Genomic DNA, 19,391 nt, shown 5'->3' on the forward strand with positions numbered 1-19,391 from the left:
GTTAACCGACGGACCCTTCCATCTGCAGTTCAATCAAGCGGTTCAGCTCAAGGGCATATTCCATGGGCAGTTCACGGGCGATCGGCTCAATGAAGCCGCGCACGATCATGGCCATGGCCTCGTCCTCAGGCATGCCGCGGGACATCAGATAGAAGAGCTGCTCTTCGCTGACGCGGGAAACGGTGGCCTCGTGACCCATGACGACGTCGTCCTCGCGGATGTCGATGTACGGGTACGTGTCCGAGCGGGAAATGGTGTCCACCAGGAGGGCGTCACAACGGACCGTGTTGGCCGAGTGCTTTGCACCTTCGCGGACCTGGACCAAGCCGCGGTAAGCCGCACGGCCACCGCCGCGGGCCACGGACTTGGAAATGATGGAGCTCTTGGTGTTCGGTGCGATGTGCACCATCTTGGAGCCGGTGTCCTGGTGCTGGCCCTCGCCTGCAAATGCGATGGACAGGGTTTCACCCTTGGCGTGCTCGCCTACCAGGTAAACGGCCGGGTACTTCATGGTCACCTTGGAGCCGATGTTGCCATCGATCCATTCCATGGTGGCGCCCTCTTCGCAGATGGCACGCTTGGTGACGAGGTTGTACACGTTGTTGGACCAGTTCTGGATGGTCGTGTAGCGGACGCGGGCGCCCTTCTTCACGATGATCTCCACAACGGCGGAGTGCAGCGAGTCCGAGGTGTAGATCGGAGCCGTGCAACCTTCGATGTAGTGAACGTAGGAGTCCTCATCGGCGATGATCAGGGTGCGCTCGAACTGGCCCATGTTCTCCGTGTTGATACGGAAGTAAGCCTGGAGCGGGATGTCCACGTGCACGCCCTTGGGCACGTACACGAACGATCCACCGGACCATACTGCCGTGTTCAGGGAGGCGAACTTGTTGTCGCCCACGGGGATGATGGTGCCGAAGTACTCCTGGAAGATCTCCGGGTGTTCCCGCAGGGCGGTGTCCGTGTCCAGGAAGATAACGCCCTGGGCTTCGAGGTCCTCGCGGATCTGGTGGTAGACAACTTCGGATTCGTACTGGGCCGCGACGCCGGAAACGAGCCGGCTGCGCTCAGCTTCCGGGATGCCGAGCTTTTCGTAGGTGTTCCGGATGTCTTCGGGCAGGTCTTCCCACGTTGCCGCCTGCTTCTCAGTGGAACGCACGAAGTACTTGATGTTGTCGAAGTCGATGCCCGAGAGGTCTGCGCCCCACGTAGGCATGGGCTTACGGTCGAAGTACTTCAGGCCCTTGAGGCGCAGATCGAGCATCCATTCGGGCTCGTTCTTCTTCGAGGAGATGTCGCGGACAACCTCCTCGTCGAGGCCACGACGGGCGTTTGCGCCTACGTCGTTCTTGTCGGCCCAGCCGTACTCGTAGTTTCCGATACCGTGCAGTTCGGGATTCTTCTCCAGAATCTCCGAGATCACAGTGCCGTCAGCTACCGCTTTCTCTGCTAGTTGGTCCGTCATCACGGCCTTTCTTGCTGGTTGTTTGATTCCTGGTACGGGTTCCCGGACTGCTCTGCGGTGCTGTGATGCACCGTGGCAGCTGGTCGCCCGGTAGGTATGTGGGTGGTGCAGACGTGCCCGCCTTGCGCCAGGGTTGAAAGGCGCCGGACATCGACGCCCACCAAGCGGGAAAAGACTTTGGTCTCGCTGTCACAAAAAACAGGGAATTCCGCTGCGAGCTGCTGGATGGGGCAATGTCCCTGGCACAGCTGGACACTGGAAAATTCTGCCGGCAGAGGGGCCTTGGCCTCAATGGAATGGGCAGAGGCTACATAGCCGTCCCGGCTGAGGGCCTTGGACAAGGCCAAGGCGCGGGCGGCGATGTCCTGCCCGGCAGCCGCAACTTCGGGCGCATACCGGCGCTCCATTTGAGAGAAGCGCTCTTCAGCATATTCGCGGACTGCATCCTCGCCGGCGATTTCCTGGAGTCGTCGGAGCGCGGAGCTGGCAATGTTCAAGTAGTCATCGCCAAGCTTGGATTGCCCCTGTGAACTCAGGACATAGCGGCGCGCAGGGCGTCCCGCCCCGGCTCCTGCCTTGGCGACGCGCTTGACTTCGATAACGCCATTCCGCTCCAGGTGATCGAGGTGGCGGCGGACCGCTGCAGGCGTGAAGCCAAGAAGGTCACCCAGCTCGGCAGCACTGACGGGGCCGTTCTCCAACACTGCACCAAGGACGCGGTCCCTTGTACGGTCTTCCGCGTCCGGCAGCGCGGAAGACGGCGCAAAGGCCTCCGCCGCTGCAGCATGCCGCCTTGCGGGCATGGAAATTGGACTGCTCATGGAATACACAACACAATCATGTCGTAATTTGTTTCATGCATCCAGTAAGGCAAGACTGACCTTAGTCACCCGCCAAGTGTGACCGTACTACTTCACGTAGAATACTCTGGTGCGATCCACTGATTCCCCTGTCCTCACTATAGACGGACTCATTAAGGATGTAGGGCCCCTGGCCTCCCTTGACGGCAAAATGCTCCGGGTTGTTGGTGGGCTGTCCATGGTGGCTGAGCGGGGCCGGATTACGGCCCTCCTTGGAGCCAACGGCGCCGGCAAGACCACCACCCTTGAATGTGCGCAGGGTTTGCAGAAACGGACCGGGGGAACCATCTCACTCCTGGGTGCGGATCCGGACACCGCCGGCGCTGACTTGAGGTCCCGCGTAGGTGTCATGCTTCAGGACGGCGGCCTCCCGCCGTCGGCCCGCCCAATCCCCCTCTTGCGTCATGTTGCCGGCATGTACCGTAACCCCATGGACGTCGATGCCCTCGTGGACCGACTTGGCATTGGCCAGTTCAGCCGCACCAGTGTGCGGCGCCTCTCTGGTGGCCAAAAGCAACGGCTGGCGTTGGCCGCAGCATTGGTTGGGAATCCCGAGGTCCTCTTCCTCGATGAACCCAGTGCGGGATTGGATCCGCATTCGCGGCAAGTGGTTTTCGACCTTATTGCGGAACTGCGCGACGCCGGCATGGGCATCATCCTCACGACGCACCTCATGGACGACGCCGAGCGCCTGGCTGACTACGTCTACATCATCGACGGCGGACACAACGTCGCCGAGGGAACAGTCGCCGACCTCCTGCGGCACGATCATTCCACCGACACCGCGATCACTGACCGGACCCTCTTCTTTGATGCGCCGCCGGGACTCGAGTTCAAAGACGTCCTTGGCGCAGGTCTGCAGGTCCTTGAAACCCGTGCCGGCAGCTACTCGATCACCGGTGCCCTGGGGCCCGACGACCTGGCCGCGCTGACCGCCTGGTGGGCCGAACGGAACATCATGCCAGCCTCGCTGAGACTCGAGGCGCGGAGCCTCGAGGACGTTTTCCTGGACATTTCCGGAAGGGACCTCCGATGAGCAAGCTGCTGTCCCCCAACGCCGGACCCGCTTCCCTGCCTCGCCGTATTCTGCAGCAAGGCCGCTACGAGACCATCACGATGCTGCGGAACGGCGAGCAACTGATTCTTGCCGTCGTCCTGCCGCTGCTTGCATTGGCCGGCCTGACTGTTACTCCCCTGCTGGATGGGCTCGGAGGCTCTCGTGTCGACGTGGCCACGCCGGGAATCCTCGCCTTATGTGCCATGTCCACCGCCTTCACCGGCCAAGGCATCGCTACGGGATTTGACCGGCGTTACGGCGTTCTTCGCTTCCTTTCCACCACCCCCCTGGGGCGTGGTGGACTGATCGCGGGCAAGATACTCGCTGTGCTCGTCGTTCTCTTCCTTCAAGTACTGGTAGTGGGGGTTGTCGCCGGATTCCTGGGCTGGCAGCCGCGGCCGGAGGCATGGCTTCCAGGCCTTGGGATCCTCGTCCTCGGTGCGGCTGCGTTCACGGCGCTGGGACTCCTGGTCGCCGGAACGGTGCGGCCTGAAGCTACCTTGGCCATCACCAATCTTCTGTGGATCCTCCTCGGAGCGTTGGGCGGGATCGTTGTCCCGGCGGAGAGGCTTCCAGCTTTGGCCCAGGGCATCGTTCACTTCCTGCCCTCGGGTGCACTGGGCCAGGCATTGCGGGACGCGTTCCTGCTGGGCATGGTGCCCTTCCCGGCCGTCCTGGTCCTCCTGACGTGGACCCTGCTGGCCGGCGCGGCAGCTATTCGCTGGTTCAAGTGGAACTGACAACAAGCAGAACTGAGAGTTGAGCAAACTGTGAGCACGGCATCGCGCCTCCCCAAATCCGTCCAGCGATTCACCACCAAGCTGCCAACGGAGGTAAACCGCACTATCCGCCGGCTATCTGTCCTTTCCCTGATCGGACAGACAGTACTCGTGGTGACCGGTGGTGCAGTTCGCCTTACGGCTTCGGGCCTCGGTTGCCCCACGTGGCCGCGGTGCACCGACGAATCCCTCGTCAACACCCCTGAAATGGGGATTCACGGCTTTATCGAGTTCGGCAACCGTATGCTCACGTTCGCGTTGGCGGCGGTTGCAGCGCTCATGCTGGTTTACTTGTGGAATCTCCGCAAGGAACGTCGCGACCTGTTCATGCTCGCTCTTGGCCTCCTGGCGAGCATCCCGGCTCAGGCCATCATCGGCGGGATCACGGTCCTGTCCAACCTCAACCCCTGGGTTGTGGGCCTGCACTTCCTGGTATCCATGGCCTTGGTTGTCTTCGCGACGCTGCTCGTGAACCGCGCCTTCGGCCGCACCGGCCGATTCATGAAGCAGGCACTGCCTGCACTGCCTTCGGTTGCCCGGCCTGTAATGCTGGCGGTCGCCGTCTTCTCGGCCATAGCGGTCATGCTCGGCGTAGTAGTCACAGGTGCCGGTCCGCACGCGGGCGATGCCGATGCGCCCCGCAACGATCTGGACTGGGACCTTTTCTCACACATTCACGCTGTGCCCGCTTACCTGATCACAGCCGGGACACTATTCGCTGTATACCTTGTGGTCCGGCATAAGATCGGCGGCCCGTTCCGAACCGCTTCGTTCTTGCTGCTCGCCGTGACGCTACTCCAGGCCGTCATCGGGTTCACCCAGTACTACAACGGGATCCCTGCGCTGCTCGTGGGTGCACACATGCTGGGGGCAGCCCTCCTGATGAGCGCATCGACCAACGCGGCCGACATCGCAAAGTCCAGCCCCGCCAAGTAGCCTTCTCTCACATCCGGGGCCCTTTGGGCCGGATGTTCTCTCACGTCCAGGGCCTTAGGGCCGGATGTTCTCTCACATCGGGTGGCGCTGGGCGGGATGTTCTCTCACATCGGGTGGCGCTGGGCGGGATGTTCTCTCACATCGACCCCGGGCTTTCGAGACCCACCCTTATCCCGACGCTCCCCCCCTGGGCCGTTTGTTCAGTCGGTGGGTGAGAGAAGATCGGTAAAAACCGCGGTGGGACGTGAGAGAACATCGGCCGAAAACCGGTGGGACGTGAGAGAACATCGGCCGAAAACCGGTGGGACGTGAGAGAACATCGGCCGAAAACCGGTCGGACGTGAGAGAACATCGGCCGAAAACCGGTGGGATGTGAGAGAACATCCGGGGGAAACGAGAAGGCGCGACGCCGGAACTCGGGTGAGTGCCGGCGTCGTGCCTTCTTTGTCGTGCCTCTTTGGGGAAGCGGTCGCGAAGGTCAGCCGCCGATGATCGGTGATCCGATGAACGGGTCTACTGCCAGCGCGATGAAAAGTAGCGTCAGGTAGCTGATGGAGCCGTGGAAGACCTTCATGGCGCCCTTGTTGGAGACGTCCCCGCCCTGTGCCCGCTTGTAGAGGGCGTGGCTCTCGTACAGGAACCAGGCGCCGGCAGCGACGGCGGCAATTGTATAGACCCAGCCGGCACCGCCAACGGGAATCATCAGCAGTGAGCAGGCCACCATGGCCCAGGCGTAAAGGACCACCTGGACGGACACAACTTTGGCCCCGGCAATTGCTCCGAGCATGGGCACCTTGGCGTTGCGGTAGTCCTCGCCGTAGCGCATGGACAGAGGCCAGTAGTGCGGGGGCGTCCACAGGAAAATGACCATGAACAGCACAATGGCAGGCCACTCAACCGTGTTGGTGACCGCGGCCCAGGCGATCAGAACCGGGAAGCAGCCGGCGGCCCCGCCCCAGACGATGTTTTGTGCAGTGCGGCGCTTCAGGATCATGGTGTAGATGACCACGTAGAAAACGATGGCACCCAGTCCAAGCCATGCGGACAGCGGATTCGCACCGAACCACAGGATGGCGATGGAAGCGGCGCCGAGAATCCAGGCGAAGACCAAAGCCTCCCTGGGCGAAACTTCACCAGTGACCAACGGACGCTTCTCGGTGCGGTGCATCAATTTGTCGATGTCGCGGTCGATGTAGCAGTTGAACACGCCGGCGCTGCCCGCCGCGAAAGCGCCGCCAACGAGAGTCGCCAGAATCAGCCCGATGGACGGGAAGCCGCGCTGGGCAAAGATCATGGTGGGGAGCGTGCTGACCAGGAGCAGTTCGATGACACGGGGCTTGGTGAGAGCCAGATACGCCTTTAACTTACGGGAGATTCCGATGCTTCCCCGGGCCGGGGACGCGTTGAGGGGCGTATCAGTTGTGCTCACGGCGGCAGTCACTCTGTTCTATGCTCTGGGGTTCTCGCAGCGGCTGCAGTCCGGGTTTCCGAGATGGAACCGCAGGCGCATGAACCGCTGGTGGCCTCCAGATATCATACCGTGGCTGGAAGTGGGTCCATGTCCGCAAAATACGCGAATGTTTCGGAAAGTTCACTTCCCAGCGGCGCCATCGTGATTCATATAAGGGAAATTCTGTCCAGTTAGTGGGATTCCCTGAGTCTCAGGACACGTTTGGGGCTAAGCTGTTGAGCAGATCAGCACACGTTGACACTCCGGGAAACCGTATTCTCGGATAATCCGTGCGTCTGGATGAAGGATCAACGTTTCAATGGTGAACGGCTGGTAGACACATTGCAGCGGGCGCCATCCTGTGCTTCCTGCGTGCCGTGTCCTTCCGCCTGCCGTCAGCACAGAGAGGGGCTCGGTTTTCGTGCCACATTTGGAAGAGCAAGAACTGTCATGGACCGATCTGGACCGGAAGGCGGTTGACACCGTTCGCGTGTTGGCTGCTGACGCCGTGGAGAAGGTTGGAAATGGCCACCCCGGAACGGCTATGAGCTTGGCTCCGGCAGCGTACCTGCTGTTCCAGAAGCTGATGCGCCATGACCCGAAGAACCCTGACTGGATTGGGCGTGACCGGTTCGTCCTGTCCCCCGGCCACACATCACTGACGCTTTACATCCAGCTGTTCCTCTCCGGATACGGCCTGGAACTGAAGGACCTCGAAGCACTCCGTACCTGGGGTTCGCTGACCCCGGGCCACCCTGAGTACAAGCACACCGCGGGTGTGGAGATCACTACCGGCCCGTTGGGCCAGGGCCTGGCTTCGGCTGTTGGTTTCGCTTACTCCCAGCGCCGCCAGCGCGGCCTGTTCGACGCCGATGCTCCCGCCGGTGAGTCGCCGTTTGACCACACGATCTGGGTTATCGCATCCGACGGCGACCTCCAGGAAGGCGTGACGTCCGAGGCGTCCTCGCTGGCTGGCCACCAGGAGCTGGGCAACCTCGTGGTGATCTACGACGAGAACCACATTTCCATTGAAGACGATACCGACGTTGCGTTCACGGAAGATGTCCTGAAGCGCTACGAAGCCTACGGCTGGCACACCCAGCGTGTGGACTGGACCAAGACCGGGGACTACGTCGAGGACGTCCAGGAACTCTACTCCGCACTGCTGGCGGCGAAGGCTGAGACGAACAAGCCGTCCATCATTTCGCTGCGGACCATCATTGGCTACCCGGCCCCGAAGAAGCAGAACACGGGCAAGATCCACGGCTCGGCCCTGGGGGCCGAGGAAGTCGCAGCACTGAAGACCGTGCTCGGTTTCGATCCCGCCAAGTCCTTCGATGTTGACGAAGAGGTCCTGGCACACGCCCGCAAGGTCCTGGACCGTGGCGCGGAATCCCGCGCTGCGTGGCAGTCCTCGTTCGAGGCCTGGCAGTCCGCCAACCCGGACGCTGCTGCCCTGCTGGAGCGCGTTGAGGCCAAAAAGCTTCCCGTGGGCATCGACGCCGCGCTGCCGGTGTTCGAAGCCGGCAAGGACGTCTCCACCCGCGCAGCATCGGGCAAGGTCCTGAACGCGATCGGCCCGGTTCTTCCTGAGCTGTGGGGCGGTTCCGCCGACCTCGCCGAGTCCAACAACACCACGATTGAAGGCTCGCCGTCGTTCATTCCCACCTCGCGCTCCACGGACGCGTGGAAGGGCAACCCCTACGGACGGGTCCTGCACTTCGGTATCCGTGAGCACGCAGCTGCGTCGATCGTGAACGGCATTTCCCTGCATGGACGCACGCGTGCGTTCTCGGGCACGTTCCTGATCTTCTCGGATTACCAGCGCCCGGCCATCCGCCTCGGCGCGTTGATGGGTGTGCCGTCCTTGTACGTATGGACGCACGACTCCATCGGCCTGGGCGAAGATGGTCCCACCCACCAGCCCGTGGAGCAGCTCGCTTCGCTGCGTGCCATCCCTGGCCTGGACGTAGTCCGCCCCGGTGACGCGAACGAGGTCTCGGCAGCGTGGAAGGCGATGCTGGAGAACCACGAGAACCCGGCCGGCATCGTGCTGACCCGCCAGAACATCCCCACCTACGCCCGCGGCGAAGGCACCGCAGAAGGTGACACCTTCGGTTCCACCGCTGGTGTGGCCAAGGGTGGTTACGTCCTGGCTGAGGCCTCCAAGGACGGCGAAACCGTTGACGCGCAGGTCATCCTGATCGGCACGGGCTCCGAGGTCCAGCTCGCCGTCGCGGCCCGCGAAGCACTCCAGGCCGAAGGCATCGCCACCCGCGTTGTTTCCATGCCGTGCGTGGAATGGTTCAACAAGCAGGACGAGGCGTACCGCGAGTCCGTGCTCCCCGCCGATGTGAAGGCACGCGTTTCCGTCGAAGCCGGCCTTGCACTGGGATGGCGCGAATTCGTCGGTGACGCCGGACGTTCGGTCTCCCTTGAGCACTTCGGTGCCTCAGCAGACTACAAGCGGTTGTTCCAGGAATTCGGCATCACTGCCGAAGCCGTTGCCGCCGCTGCAAAAGACTCCCTCGCAGGCCTGAGCGCCTGATACCTCTATCAAGGAGAAAACAATGACCAGCACCCCCACGCAGCAACTCTCCGACGCCGGCGTTTCCATCTGGCTCGACGACCTTTCCCGTAACCGCCTCGAAACGGGCACGTTGCAGAAGCTCATCGACGAAAAGAACGTAGTCGGTGTCACCACCAACCCGTCCATTTTCCACGCCGCCATCACCACCGGCACGGACTATGACGCCACGATCGCCGCGCAGGCCGCGGCCGGTGCCAGCGTCGAAGAGACCATCTTCGAGATCACCACCACGGACGTCGCCGACGCCTGCGATCTGTTCGCACCGATCGCTGCCGCCACCAACGGCGTGGATGGCCGCGTGTCCATCGAGGTGGATCCCCGCCTGGCGTGGGACACCCAGGCCACGATCGCCGAGGCCAAGCACCTCTATGGCAAGGTCAACAAGGACAACGTCCACATCAAGATCCCGGCAACCCTGGAAGGCCTGGAAGCCATCACGGCAACCCTGGCCGAGGGCATCAGCGTCAACGTGACCCTGATCTTCTCCCTGGAGCGCTACCGCGCAGTCATCAACGCTTTCCAGTCCGGCCTGGAGCAGGCCAAGGACAACGGCCACGACCTCTCCAAAATCCACTCCGTGGCATCCTTCTTCGTTTCCCGCGTGGACACCGAGATCGACAAGCGCCTGGACGCCATCGGCACCGACGAAGCCAAGGCCCTCAAGGGCAAGGCAGGCGTCGCCAACGCACGCCTCGCCTACCAGGTCTACGAAGAGCAGTTCTCCACCGAACGCTGGGCCTTGCTCGCTGAAGCCGGCGCCCTCCCCCAGCGTCCGCTCTGGGCCTCCACCGGCGTCAAGGATCCCGCTTACCCGGACACCCTGTACGTCACCGAACTCGTCGCCCCGGGCGTGGTCAACACCATGCCGGAAAAGACCCTCGACGCAACGTTCGATCACGGCGTAGTCACCGGAGACACCATCACGGGCACCTACGCAGAAGCGAACCAGACCCTCGACGCACTCGAAGCCGTTGGTGTCTCCTACAACGACGTCGTAGCCGTGCTTGAGTCCGAAGGCCTCGAGAAGTTCGTGGCCAGCTGGAAGGAACTCCTGGCCGACGTTGAAGGCGCCCTCGCCACCGCACGGAAGGCTTCCTAACCAACCATGAGCACAATCAGCTACGACGCCAGCGGTGCCGCGCAGCAGGCCATCGCCCAGAACATCACCAGCCTGATAGACGACAAGGTCGCCACGAGGATTTTCGCCAAAGACCACACGCTGTGGGGTCCTGAAGCGGAATCCGAGTCGGCCATTCGTCTGGGCTGGGTTGAGGCTGCCGCCGTATCGCAACCTTTGGTGGAGGGCATTCTCGAGCTTCGCGATGCTCTCCGCGCCGAGGGCGTCTCCCGTATTGTCCTGTGTGGCATGGGTGGCTCCTCCTTGGCTCCCGAGGTCATCGCCGGCACCGCCGGCGTCGAGCTGACTGTGCTGGATAGCACAGATCCTGAGCAGGTCAGCGCTGCTTTGACGGACCGGTTGGCGGAGACTGCGATTGTGGTGTCCTCCAAGTCCGGTTCAACTGTTGAGACTGACTCCCAGCGCAGGGTGTTCGAGAAAGCGTTCAACGACGCCGGTATCGATGCCAAGAGTCGAATCATCATCGTCACTGATCCGGGTTCTCCGCTGGACAAGGCATCCCGCGAAGCCGGCTACCGTGCCGTCTTCAACGCCGATCCCAACGTCGGCGGCCGGTTCTCTGCTCTTACGGCGTTCGGGCTTGTCCCTTGCGGGCTGGCTGGCGTGGACATCCAGGCTTTCCTGGACGAAGCTGAGGAGGCTGCCGAGATCCTCAACGAGGATTCGGAGGACAACATTGGTCTTGCTTTGGGCATTGCCCTGGGCGCTACCAATCCTCTGCGCAACAAGATCGTCATTGCCGAGGACGGTTCCGGCATTGTGGGCTTCGCTGATTGGGCCGAGCAGCTCATCGCGGAGTCCACGGGCAAGCTCGGCACGGGTGTGTTGCCTGTTGTCGCGGGCCCGGAGTCACCCGAGGCCCTTGGCGGCGCCGAGGATGTCCTGGTGGTCCGGCTGGTTAGTGCGGACGCCGACGTCGAACTTCGTGAAAACGAAGTTGCCATCGCAGGTGGCCTGGCCTCCCAGATGTTCCTCTGGGAATTCGCGACCGCCGTTGCAGGCCGCCTCCTGGGCATCAACCCGTTTGACCAGCCCGACGTCGAGGCTGCCAAAGTGGCCGCGCGCGGCCTGCTGGATGCCCGCCCCGAGCCCACTCCAGCCGCGTTCACCGACGGCGTCGTGGAAGTTCGCGGCGGCGAATGGCTCGGTAGCGCTTCCACCGCAGCCGAAGCCGTGCAGGCACTTCTGGCCCAGCTCGGCTCTGACGGTTACCTGAGCGTCCAGGCTTACCTGGACCGCATCTCCCATGCGCCCCTTGAAGGCATCCGTGACGAACTCGCCGCTGTCTCCGGCCGTCCGGTGACGTTCGGCTGGGGCCCGCGGTTCCTGCATTCCACAGGACAGTTCCACAAGGGCGGTCCCGCTATTGGTGTGTTCCTTCAGATCACCGCAGCATCGTCTTTGGATCTGGACATTCCTGACCGCCCCTTCACGTTCGGGGAGCTCATTGCTGCACAGGCCTCGGGCGATGCCCAGGTCCTGGAAGGCCATGGCCGTCCCGTGTTGCGCCTGCACCTCACCGAGCGTGCTGCCGGCGTAGCCCAGCTCCAGGAAGTCGTCGCTGCGCTGGCCGGCCAGGCCAGCGCACTCGAAAGCTAAGGCACAAAACCAAACATGCCAGAAACTGAAAACGGCAGGAAGAACGCCGGCCTGCGGAACCCCTTGCGGGATCCGCGGGACCGGCGCCTGAACCGCATCGCCGGGCCGTCCTCGTTGGTGTTCTTCGGAGTCACCGGCGACCTCGCCCGTAAGAAACTCATGCCTGCGGTCTATGACCTTGCCAACCGCGGCCTGCTTCCGCCGAGCTTTGCCTTGGTTGGATTCGGACGCCGTGAGTGGGACAACGCCGATTTCGCTGCGGAGGTGAAAGAGAACGTCAAGGCCCATGCACGGACCAAGTTTGACGAAGCTGTCTGGGAACAGTTGGCTTCGGGCATCCGTTTCGTTCAGGGCGAATTCGACGACGACGACGCCTTTGAGCGACTCGGAGACGTGCTGGAGGAGCTGGACGAGACCCGCGGCACGCGCGGCAACCATGGCTTCTACCTCTCCATCCCGCCCAAGGCGTTCGAGCAGGTCTGTCGCCAGCTGTCCAAGCATGGCCTGGCGCAGGCGAAGCCCGGGCAATGGCGCCGCGTGGTCATCGAAAAGCCTTTCGGTCACGACCTCGAGTCCGCCCGCCAGCTCAACGACATCGTCGAGTCAGTGTTCCCGCCGGATGCAGTGTTCCGCATTGACCATTATCTGGGCAAGGAGACGGTGCAGAACATCCTGGCGCTGCGCTTCGCAAACCAGTTGTTTGAACCTCTCTGGAATGCCAACTACGTTGACCATGTCCAGATCACCATGGCCGAGGACATCGGTACCGGCGGCCGTGCCGGCTATTACGACGGCGTGGGCGCGGCCCGTGACGTCATCCAGAACCACCTGCTGCAGCTCCTGGCCTTGACAGCGATGGAAGAGCCTATTTCGTTCAACGCCGATGACCTGCGTGCCGAGAAGGAAAAGGTCCTCGCGGCCGTTAAGCTGCCCGATGACCTGTCCACCCATTCGGCCCGGGGACAGTTTACCGGTGGCTGGCAGGGCGGCGAAGAGGTACTGGGGTACTTGGATGAGGACGGTATTCCGGCTGATTCCAAGACCGAAACGTATGCTGCGATCCGCGTGGACATCAACACCCGCCGCTGGAACGGTGTGCCGTTCTACCTGCGGGCCGGTAAGCGCCTGGGCCGTCGAGTGACCGAGATCGCCGTGGTGTTCAAGCGTGCACCGAACCTGCTGTTCCGGGACCACAACGATGACGACTTCGGCCAGAACGCCGTGGTGATCCGTGTTCAGCCTGACGAGGGTGCCACGATCCGGTTTGGGTCCAAGGTCCCGGGCACGCAGATGGAGGTCCGCGACGTCACGATGGACTTCGGCTACGGCCACTCGTTTACCGAGTCCAGCCCCGAAGCCTACGAACGGCTCATCCTGGACGTACTTCTGGGCGAACCGCCGCTCTTCCCGCGCCACCAGGAAGTCGAGCTGTCCTGGAAGATCCTGGACCCGTTCGAAGAGTACTGGGCGGCCCTGGAAGAACAACCGCAACCGTACGCACCCGGTAGCTGGGGACCGGCTTCAGCCGATGAACTACTTGCCCGCGATGGACGAACCTGGAGAAGGCCATGATCGTAGATCTTCCCGACACAACCACCTCCAAGATCTCCAAGAAGATCATGTCGCTGCGGGAACAGGGTGGCGTGATCGCCCTGGGCCGGGTGCTGACGCTGGTGGTTGTCACGAAGTCCGGGCAGGAAGAAGACGCCATCGAGGCGGCCAACGAGGCCAGCCGCGAACACCCCTGCCGCATCATCGTGCTTGCCGATGCCGGGGTTGAGGCACCGGACCGGCTTGACGCGCAGATCCGCGTTGGCGGCGACGCCGGTGCTTCCGAAGTCATCGTCCTCCGAGGGTTCGGCCACATGGCCCACGAAAGTGAATCCTTGGTAGCAGGCCTCCTGCTTCCGGATGCACCGATTGTGGCCTGGTGGCCGCACGGCGCACCGGAAAGCGCCTGCGAGACGTCCATCGGCCGCATCGCACACCGCCGCATCACGGACTCGGCCAACGAGCCCGACCCCACCCAGGCGCTGGAGAACATTCGCCGGACATACAAGGCGGGCGACACAGACCTCGCATGGACCCGCCTGACCAACTGGCGCATGCAGCTTGCTGCCGTGTTCGACCAAGTGGACAGCGATCCCGTCTCGGCTGTAGCGGTGGAGGGTGCTTCGGACTCTCCCAGCACCTTGCTCCTCGCAGCCTGGCTGGGCCTTGCCCTGAAGGCGCCGGTGACGATCGTTGCCGATCCGGCGGGTACTGGCATCCGCCGCGTCCGCATGACGCGTGCCAGCGGTGACGTCCAGCTTTTCCGCCCCGGATTGTCCGTGGCCGAGCTAACGCAGCCCGGCCAGCCTGCACAGCGCATCACCCTCCCCCGGCGCAGCCTGAAGGATTGCCTCGCCGAAGAACTCCGCCGGCTGGACCCCGACGAAGTCTTCGGAGAAGTGATTACGATGGGACTGCCATTAACCAGTCAGAGGAGAGTCCAGACCAGTGCACGCTGAGCCCAGAGTAAGCATCCACCCCGATTCCAAGGTGCTCATGGCAGCCATTGCGGCCCGCCTTATCACCAAGCTTGTGGATGTCCAGGACAAGCACGGTGAGGCCACGGTGGTCCTGACAGGAGGAACTGTCGGGATCGGCACCCTGAAAGCGGTGGCGGATTCCGCTGCGGCACCAGCTGTCGACTGGTCAAAGGTGAACTTCTGGTGGGGTGATGAGCGCTTTGTTGCAGCAGGCAGCGATGACCGCAACACCCGCCAGGCACACCAGGCCCTGCTCACTCACCTGCCGGTCGACCCTGCCCGGGTCCATGAGCCCGGTTCTTCGGACGAGTTCGCATCGGCTGACGACGCTGCGGCTGACTATGCCGACAGGCTGAAGGCAGCAGCAGAGGCAGAGCATGCAGCTGACATGTCCGATACCCGTCCGGAGGAGCCCGGTATCTTGCCGCGCTTCGACGTACTGCTGCTCGGTGTTGGTCCAGACGCCCACGTCGCTTCCCTTTTCCCGGAGCAGGCAGCCATCAGGGAGAAGAACCGTACGGTGGTGGGCGTCGAAAACTCACCCAAGCCGCCGCCGTCGCGCATTTCCTTGACTTTGCCGGCCATCAACACGGCGCAGGAAATCTGGATGGTAGTAGCGGGCGAGGACAAGGCCGGTGCGGTGGGCCTTGCCCTGGCAGGCGCCAACCCTGTTCAGGTCCCCGCAGCGGGCCCGGTTGGGCGCTCCAGGACCCTGTGGCTCATCGACGAGAACGCAGCGTCACGTGTCCCCCAGCAGTTGGTCCGGAAGGACCCCGCGGGCGCGTAACCGCTCCAACGCTCCGGCCAGGACGATTTCGGCGTCCTGGCTGGAGCGTCTTTCTTTAACGTAATCCAAGTGGGACTTGAAAAGGTCGTCTTCCGGCCGGGTTTCCGCCACCTGGCCTGGGTCTCTCGATGCAAGGAGGCCGCACTTGGGACAGTCCCAGTTCTTGGGTATTTGTTCGTCCGGCAGTTTAAGGAAAACAAGCCGCGTCTCGTGTCCCTTGGCGCACCAATACGGGACACGAATACGCGGCAGTTGTTCTCCATCGCCGTGGTCGCTTTGATGTCGAGGAGCAGATCCGAGTGCTACACCAACGCGGGTGCCCCGGTAACCAGGCGTGCCATGAACCATTTTCGAACCCCTAGCGACTCGGTGGTTGGCCGTCACGGCCCGTAGGCCTTACAGCCAACAGGCCCAGTCTAATGCGAGGGGTACGACGGCGGCACTGGTGTTTGGCGCCGATTGATTCAGAAGTGCAAGGAAGGCTCCCTTGGAGGAGCCTTCCTGCGCGAACTATTAGGAATCGCCACCCGAGGTGAAGCGCATGATCAGGCCCAGGCCGATGATGACGACTCCCCACGTGACACCAAGAATGATGGTGAAGCGGTTCAGGTTCCGCTCAGCGACGCCGGACGAGCTCAATCCGGAGCTCATGCCTCCACCGAACATGTCGGACAAACCGCCTCCACGTCCTTTGTGGAGAAGAATGAGCAGCGTCAGCAGAAGGCTGGTTACGCCCAGCAGGATCTGCAGAATGACATGAAGAACGTCCACGACGGCCTTTCGAAGAAGCGGAAAACGGGAGCCGGACTAGTCCGTGACGAGGTGGCTCTCGAACCTGACAATGTTAGCAAACTCAGCTGGGTCCAGACTGGCGCCACCCACAAGCAGGCCGTCAACATCGTTTTCTGCCATGATGGCGGCAGCGTTGTTTGCCTTGACGGAGCCTCCGTACAGAAGGCGCGTCTTTTCAGCCACGCCATCGTCGAAGAGCTTGGCAAGTTCGGCGCGGATGGCAGCACACATTTCCTGTGCATCGTCCGGACCTGCAACTTCACCGGTTCCGATAGCCCACACGGGCTCATAGGCGACCACAAGCTCAGCGGCCTGTTCCGGCGTGAGGCCTTCGACGCCGGCGCGCAGCTGGGTAAGCGTGTGCTCCACGTGTGTTCCGGCCTGACGGATTTCGAGGCCTTCACCGACACAAAGGACCGGTGTGACACCGTGGCGGAACGCCGCTTTGACTTTGGCGTTCAGGACGTCGTCGGACTCGTTGTGGATGGTCCGGCGTTCACTGTGCCCTACCAAAACGTATGCGCAGCCCAGCTTGCTGAGGAACTGGCCGGAGATGTCACCGGTATAGGCTCCGGAATCGAACTGGGACAGGTCCTGGCCGCCGTAAACAACGTCAAGTTCGTCGCCCTGTACGAGCGTCTGAACGCCGCGGAGATCAGTGAACGGCGGGAAGACGGCAACCTCTACGCGGTTGTAATCATGCTTGGCGTCCGAGAGGGTCCAGGCGAGCTTCTGTAGCAAGGTGATGCCCTGGACATGGTCCATGTTCATCTTCCAGTTGCCTGCGATGAAGGGCTTTCGGACAAAGTTGCCGTTGGCAGAGGTAGTCACATGAACTCCAAGAATGCGTTGATAAATGGAACAGCCGGCAGGACGCGTGGGCGTCCTGCCGGCCGGCTTGCTGTTTAGCGGTCCAGGACGCTGAGGCCCGGAAGTTCCTTGCCTTCAAGATATTCCAGGCTGGCCCCACCACCGGTGGAGATGTGGCCAAACTGGGAATCCTCGAAGCCGAGGGTCCTTACTGCTGCGGCCGAGTCGCCGCCACCAACCACTGTGAAGGCCACAGTGTCAGTCAGGGCCTGCGCGATTGCCCGCGTGCCGCTGGAGAATGCCTCGAATTCGAAGACGCCCATGGGGCCGTTCCAGAAGACGGTCTTGGCTCCTTCGATCTGCGCCGCAAAAGCGGATGCTGATTCGGGCCCAATGTCCAGTCCAATGCCGGAGGCACCAAAGGAGCTTTCCTCGATGGCATCCGCGCGGACGACTTCGTGCTCGGCATCCGCCGCGAAACGGCTTGCAACCACGACGTCCGTAGGAATCACGAACGACGTACCGGCGTCAGCCGCACGCTTGAGGTAGTCCTGTACCACAGGAATCTGGTCTTCTTCCAAGAGGCTGCCGGCTACCTTGTGGCCTTCGGCGGCCAGGAAGGTGAACAGCATGCCGCCACCAACCAGGATGGTATCTGCCTTGCCAAGAAGGTTGTCGATGACTGCCAGCTTGTCCGAGACTTTGGAACCGCCCAGGACAACGACGTAAGGCCGCTGGGTGTCTGCGGTGAGCTTCCGGAGAACTTCCACCTCGGTGTGCACGAGGTCGCCGAGGTAAGACGGCAGCCGCGTTGCGACGTCGTAGACACTGGCGTGCTTGCGGTGGACCGCGCCGAAGGCATCGTCCACGAACGCGCCGTTGTCACCCGTGAGGGCAACCAGCTCGTCAGCGAATGCGCCACGCTCGGCGTCGTTCTTGCTGGTCTCGCGGGCGTCGAAACGCACGTTTTCCAAGATGAGTACTTCGCCATCCTGCAATGCAGCTGCCAGCTCCTTGGCGGAGTCGCCAACGGTATCAGCAGCCAATTGGACGTTGAAGTCCGCAAGTTCCGCAAGGCGGCTCGCAGCGGGCTTCAAAGAGTACTTTTCCTCAGTGGCGCCCTTGGGGCGGCCGAGGTGGGCGGTTACGAGCACACGGGCACCGGCGTCCGAGAGCTTCTTAAGGACCGGGAGGGAGGCCTTGATGCGGCCGTCGTCGGTCACTGTAGAGCCGTCGAGCGGCACATTAAGGTCACTTCTGACCAGAATGTACCGCCCGCGGACACCTTCAGCGATGAGTTCGTTGAGGGTGTGAGATGTCATGTGTCTACCCTAGCCCAGCTTGGATGCGACGAGCTCCGTGAGGTCGACGAGGCGGTTGGAGTAGCCCCACTCGTTGTCATACCAGGAAACAACCTTGACCTGGTTGCCGATGACCTTGGTCAGGCCGGAGTCGAAGATCGAGGAAGCGGGGTCGCCAACGATATCCGAGGAGACAATGGGAGCATCCGTGTAGCTCAGGATGCCGGCGAACTGATCGGACTCTGCGGCAGCCTTGACTGCGGCGTTGACTTCCTGGACCGTAACTTCGCGGGAAACAGTGACCGTGAGGTCCGTGGCGGAACCGGTGGGGACGGGAACGCGGATGGCGTAGCCATCGAGCTTGCCCTTGAGCTCCGGCAGGACCAGGCCGATGGCCTTTGCGGCACCTGTGGAGGTAGGGACCATGTTGATGGCGGCAGCGCGGGCACGGCGGAGGTCGCTGTGGGGGCCGTCCTGCAGGTTCTGGTCAGCCGTGTAGGCGTGAACCGTGGTCATCAGGCCACGCTCGATGCCGAAGGCGTCGTTGACAACCTTGGCCAGCGGGCCAAGGCAGTTGGTGGTGCAGGATGCGTTGGAAATGATGTGGTGGGCCGCGGGATCGTAGAGCTCGTGGTTCACGCCCATGACGATGGTGATGTCTTCGTCGCTGGCAGGTGCCGAGATGAGAACCTTCTTGGCGCCGGCGTCGATGTGCTTCTGTGCAGCTGCTGCCTTGGTGAAGAACCCGGTGGATTCGATGACGATGTCCACGCCGAGCTCGCCCCAGGGAAGGTTTGCGGGATCGCGTTCAGCAAGGACCGTGATGGACTCGCCATTAACAACGAGGTTGCCCTCTTTGACTTCCACGGACTGGGTCAGACGGCCACCGACGGAGTCGTACTTCAGGAGGTGGGCGAGGGTCTCGGGGCTGGTGAGGTCGTTGACTGCGACGATCTCAAGGTCTGCGCCCTGGGCCAGTGCTGCGCGGAAGTAGTTACGGCCGATGCGGCCGAAGCCGTTGATACCAATACGGGTGGTCACTATGTGTCAATCTCCTTGGTGCTCTTGCAAGCACGCCTAGTGAGTCGGATCAATATTTCCAACTAACAGACCCCGCACGTCATTGGGCAGAGGTGATTATCAGATCGGAGGGCGACCAGCCACGTTGCTGAAGGCTAACCGCCTTCCGTGACCCATCTTACGTTTAACTAAGCCTGCCCCCGCAACTGCGGGGGCAGGCTTTCCAGTATTTGGTCCCATTTCACCGTTAATGTGACTTTTGTTACATCAACGTGA

At 62.3% G+C, this 19,391-nt stretch carries 17 protein-coding genes; 9 read left to right on the top strand and 8 right to left on the bottom strand.

The features are described 5' to 3' along the window. Nucleotide 1 precedes the first annotated feature (1 nt). Both sufB and ABIE18_RS08215 read right to left on the bottom strand, forming a co-directional pair. A complete protein-coding gene (gene sufB, locus ABIE18_RS08210) occupies nt 2–1,465 on the bottom strand; it encodes a Fe-S cluster assembly protein SufB (RefSeq protein WP_223932865.1) in 1,464 nt (487 codons plus the stop codon). After that, nucleotides 1,465–2,286: a helix-turn-helix transcriptional regulator gene (locus ABIE18_RS08215; RefSeq protein WP_499722191.1), complete on the bottom strand. Its 822-nt coding sequence runs from the start codon at nt 2,284–2,286 to the stop codon at nt 1,465–1,467. The genes sufB and ABIE18_RS08215 overlap by 1 nt, the downstream gene beginning before the upstream one ends. Before the next feature lie 109 nt (nt 2,287–2,395). Here ABIE18_RS08215 and ABIE18_RS08220 point away from each other — a divergent pair, with 109 nt between their 5' ends. The 3 genes from ABIE18_RS08220 to ABIE18_RS08230 are packed head-to-tail and all read left to right on the top strand — an operon-like array spanning nt 2,396 to nt 5,097. Then, nucleotides 2,396–3,361, top strand: a complete 966-nt coding sequence (locus ABIE18_RS08220; protein WP_499722193.1) for an ABC transporter ATP-binding protein — start codon at nt 2,396–2,398, stop codon at nt 3,359–3,361. After that, entirely contained in the window at nt 3,358–4,122 is a 765-nt protein-coding gene (locus tag ABIE18_RS08225) for an ABC transporter permease (RefSeq protein ID WP_499722195.1), read from the top strand. The genes ABIE18_RS08220 and ABIE18_RS08225 overlap by 4 nt, the downstream gene beginning before the upstream one ends. A gap of 30 nt (nt 4,123–4,152) precedes the next feature. Beyond that, the gene (locus tag ABIE18_RS08230) at nt 4,153–5,097 is read left to right on the top strand and encodes a COX15/CtaA family protein (RefSeq protein WP_431115214.1); all 945 of its coding nucleotides are present in this window, start codon (nt 4,153–4,155) and stop codon (nt 5,095–5,097) included. Between the two features lie 478 nt (nt 5,098–5,575). Here the strand turns inward: ABIE18_RS08230 and ABIE18_RS08235 are convergent, their stop codons facing one another. Beyond that, nucleotides 5,576–6,538, bottom strand: coding sequence for a heme o synthase (locus ABIE18_RS08235; RefSeq protein ID WP_216925779.1), 963 nt, complete (start codon nt 6,536–6,538; stop codon nt 5,576–5,578). 430 nt (nt 6,539–6,968) lie between these two features. Here ABIE18_RS08235 and tkt point away from each other — a divergent pair, with 430 nt between their 5' ends. The 6 genes from tkt to pgl are packed head-to-tail and all read left to right on the top strand — an operon-like array spanning nt 6,969 to nt 15,192. Further along, the gene (gene tkt, locus ABIE18_RS08240) at nt 6,969–9,095 is read left to right on the top strand and encodes a transketolase (RefSeq protein WP_477521541.1); all 2,127 of its coding nucleotides are present in this window, start codon (nt 6,969–6,971) and stop codon (nt 9,093–9,095) included. Nucleotides 9,096–9,117: 22 nt separating this feature from the next. After that, complete coding sequence (tal, locus tag ABIE18_RS08245; protein ID WP_499722198.1) at nt 9,118–10,236, top strand: transaldolase; 1,119 nt, start codon at nt 9,118–9,120, stop codon at nt 10,234–10,236. A gap of 6 nt (nt 10,237–10,242) precedes the next feature. Next, nucleotides 10,243–11,874, top strand: a complete 1,632-nt coding sequence (locus ABIE18_RS08250) for a phosphoglucose isomerase-related protein (RefSeq protein ID WP_499722199.1) — start codon at nt 10,243–10,245, stop codon at nt 11,872–11,874. A 15-nt stretch (nt 11,875–11,889) separates the two neighbouring features. Next, nucleotides 11,890–13,446 carry a glucose-6-phosphate dehydrogenase gene (gene zwf / locus ABIE18_RS08255; protein WP_499722201.1) on the top strand — a complete coding sequence of 519 codons (1,557 nt, stop codon included), beginning with the start codon at nt 11,890–11,892 and terminating at the stop codon, nt 13,444–13,446. After that, the gene (locus ABIE18_RS08260; protein ID WP_499722202.1) at nt 13,443–14,384 is read left to right on the top strand and encodes a glucose-6-phosphate dehydrogenase assembly protein OpcA; all 942 of its coding nucleotides are present in this window, start codon (nt 13,443–13,445) and stop codon (nt 14,382–14,384) included. Before zwf ends, ABIE18_RS08260 begins: the two co-directional genes overlap by 4 nt. Beyond that, on the top strand, nt 14,374–15,192 hold the full coding sequence (pgl, locus tag ABIE18_RS08265) for a 6-phosphogluconolactonase (protein WP_499722203.1): 819 nt from the start codon (nt 14,374–14,376) through the stop codon (nt 15,190–15,192). Before ABIE18_RS08260 ends, pgl begins: the two co-directional genes overlap by 11 nt. Here pgl and ABIE18_RS08270 read toward each other — a convergent pair. From ABIE18_RS08270 to gap, 5 genes are all read right to left on the bottom strand, one after another. After that, entirely contained in the window at nt 15,145–15,540 is a 396-nt protein-coding gene (locus ABIE18_RS08270; protein ID WP_442005392.1) for an RNA polymerase-binding protein RbpA, read from the bottom strand. The genes pgl and ABIE18_RS08270 overlap by 48 nt on opposite strands. Nucleotides 15,541–15,705: 165 nt before the next feature. Beyond that, nucleotides 15,706–15,963: a preprotein translocase subunit SecG gene (secG, locus tag ABIE18_RS08275; RefSeq protein WP_216925786.1), complete on the bottom strand. Its 258-nt coding sequence runs from the start codon at nt 15,961–15,963 to the stop codon at nt 15,706–15,708. 36 nt (nt 15,964–15,999) lie between these two features. After that, on the bottom strand, nt 16,000–16,815 hold the full coding sequence (gene tpiA / locus ABIE18_RS08280; RefSeq protein ID WP_499722205.1) for a triose-phosphate isomerase: 816 nt from the start codon (nt 16,813–16,815) through the stop codon (nt 16,000–16,002). A 74-nt stretch (nt 16,816–16,889) separates the two neighbouring features. Further along, nucleotides 16,890–18,116 (bottom strand): phosphoglycerate kinase, encoded by a 1,227-nt coding sequence (locus tag ABIE18_RS08285; RefSeq protein WP_499722206.1) that lies wholly within the window; start codon nt 18,114–18,116, stop codon nt 16,890–16,892. A gap of 9 nt (nt 18,117–18,125) precedes the next feature. Beyond that, nucleotides 18,126–19,136, bottom strand: coding sequence for a type I glyceraldehyde-3-phosphate dehydrogenase (gene gap, locus ABIE18_RS08290; RefSeq protein WP_499722207.1), 1,011 nt, complete (start codon nt 19,134–19,136; stop codon nt 18,126–18,128). Between the last annotated feature and the right edge of the window lie 255 nt (nt 19,137–19,391).

Source organism: Arthrobacter sp. 2762 (genome assembly GCF_040548745.1).
In the GTDB taxonomy this organism is placed as follows: domain Bacteria; phylum Actinomycetota; class Actinomycetes; order Actinomycetales; family Micrococcaceae; genus Arthrobacter.

Bases quoted from the DNA above. Each gene is read 5' to 3' on its own strand.
- tal (WP_499722198.1), top strand. From the start codon at position 9,118: ATGACCAGCACCCCCACGCAGCAACTCTCCGACGCCGGCGTTTCCATC.
- ABIE18_RS08250 (WP_499722199.1), top strand. From the start codon at position 10,243: ATGAGCACAATCAGCTACGACGCCAGCGGTGCCGCGCAGCAGGCCATC.
- ABIE18_RS08260 (WP_499722202.1), top strand. From the start codon at position 13,443: ATGATCGTAGATCTTCCCGACACAACCACCTCCAAGATCTCCAAGAAG.
- ABIE18_RS08285 (WP_499722206.1), bottom strand. From the start codon at position 18,116: ATGACATCTCACACCCTCAACGAACTCATCGCTGAAGGTGTCCGCGGG.
- zwf (WP_499722201.1), top strand. From the start codon at position 11,890: ATGCCAGAAACTGAAAACGGCAGGAAGAACGCCGGCCTGCGGAACCCC.
- ABIE18_RS08270 (WP_442005392.1), bottom strand. From the start codon at position 15,540: ATGGTTCATGGCACGCCTGGTTACCGGGGCACCCGCGTTGGTGTAGCA.
- ABIE18_RS08225 (WP_499722195.1), top strand. From the start codon at position 3,358: ATGAGCAAGCTGCTGTCCCCCAACGCCGGACCCGCTTCCCTGCCTCGC.
- sufB (WP_223932865.1), bottom strand. From the start codon at position 1,465: ATGACGGACCAACTAGCAGAGAAAGCGGTAGCTGACGGCACTGTGATC.
- ABIE18_RS08215 (WP_499722191.1), bottom strand. From the start codon at position 2,286: ATGAGCAGTCCAATTTCCATGCCCGCAAGGCGGCATGCTGCAGCGGCG.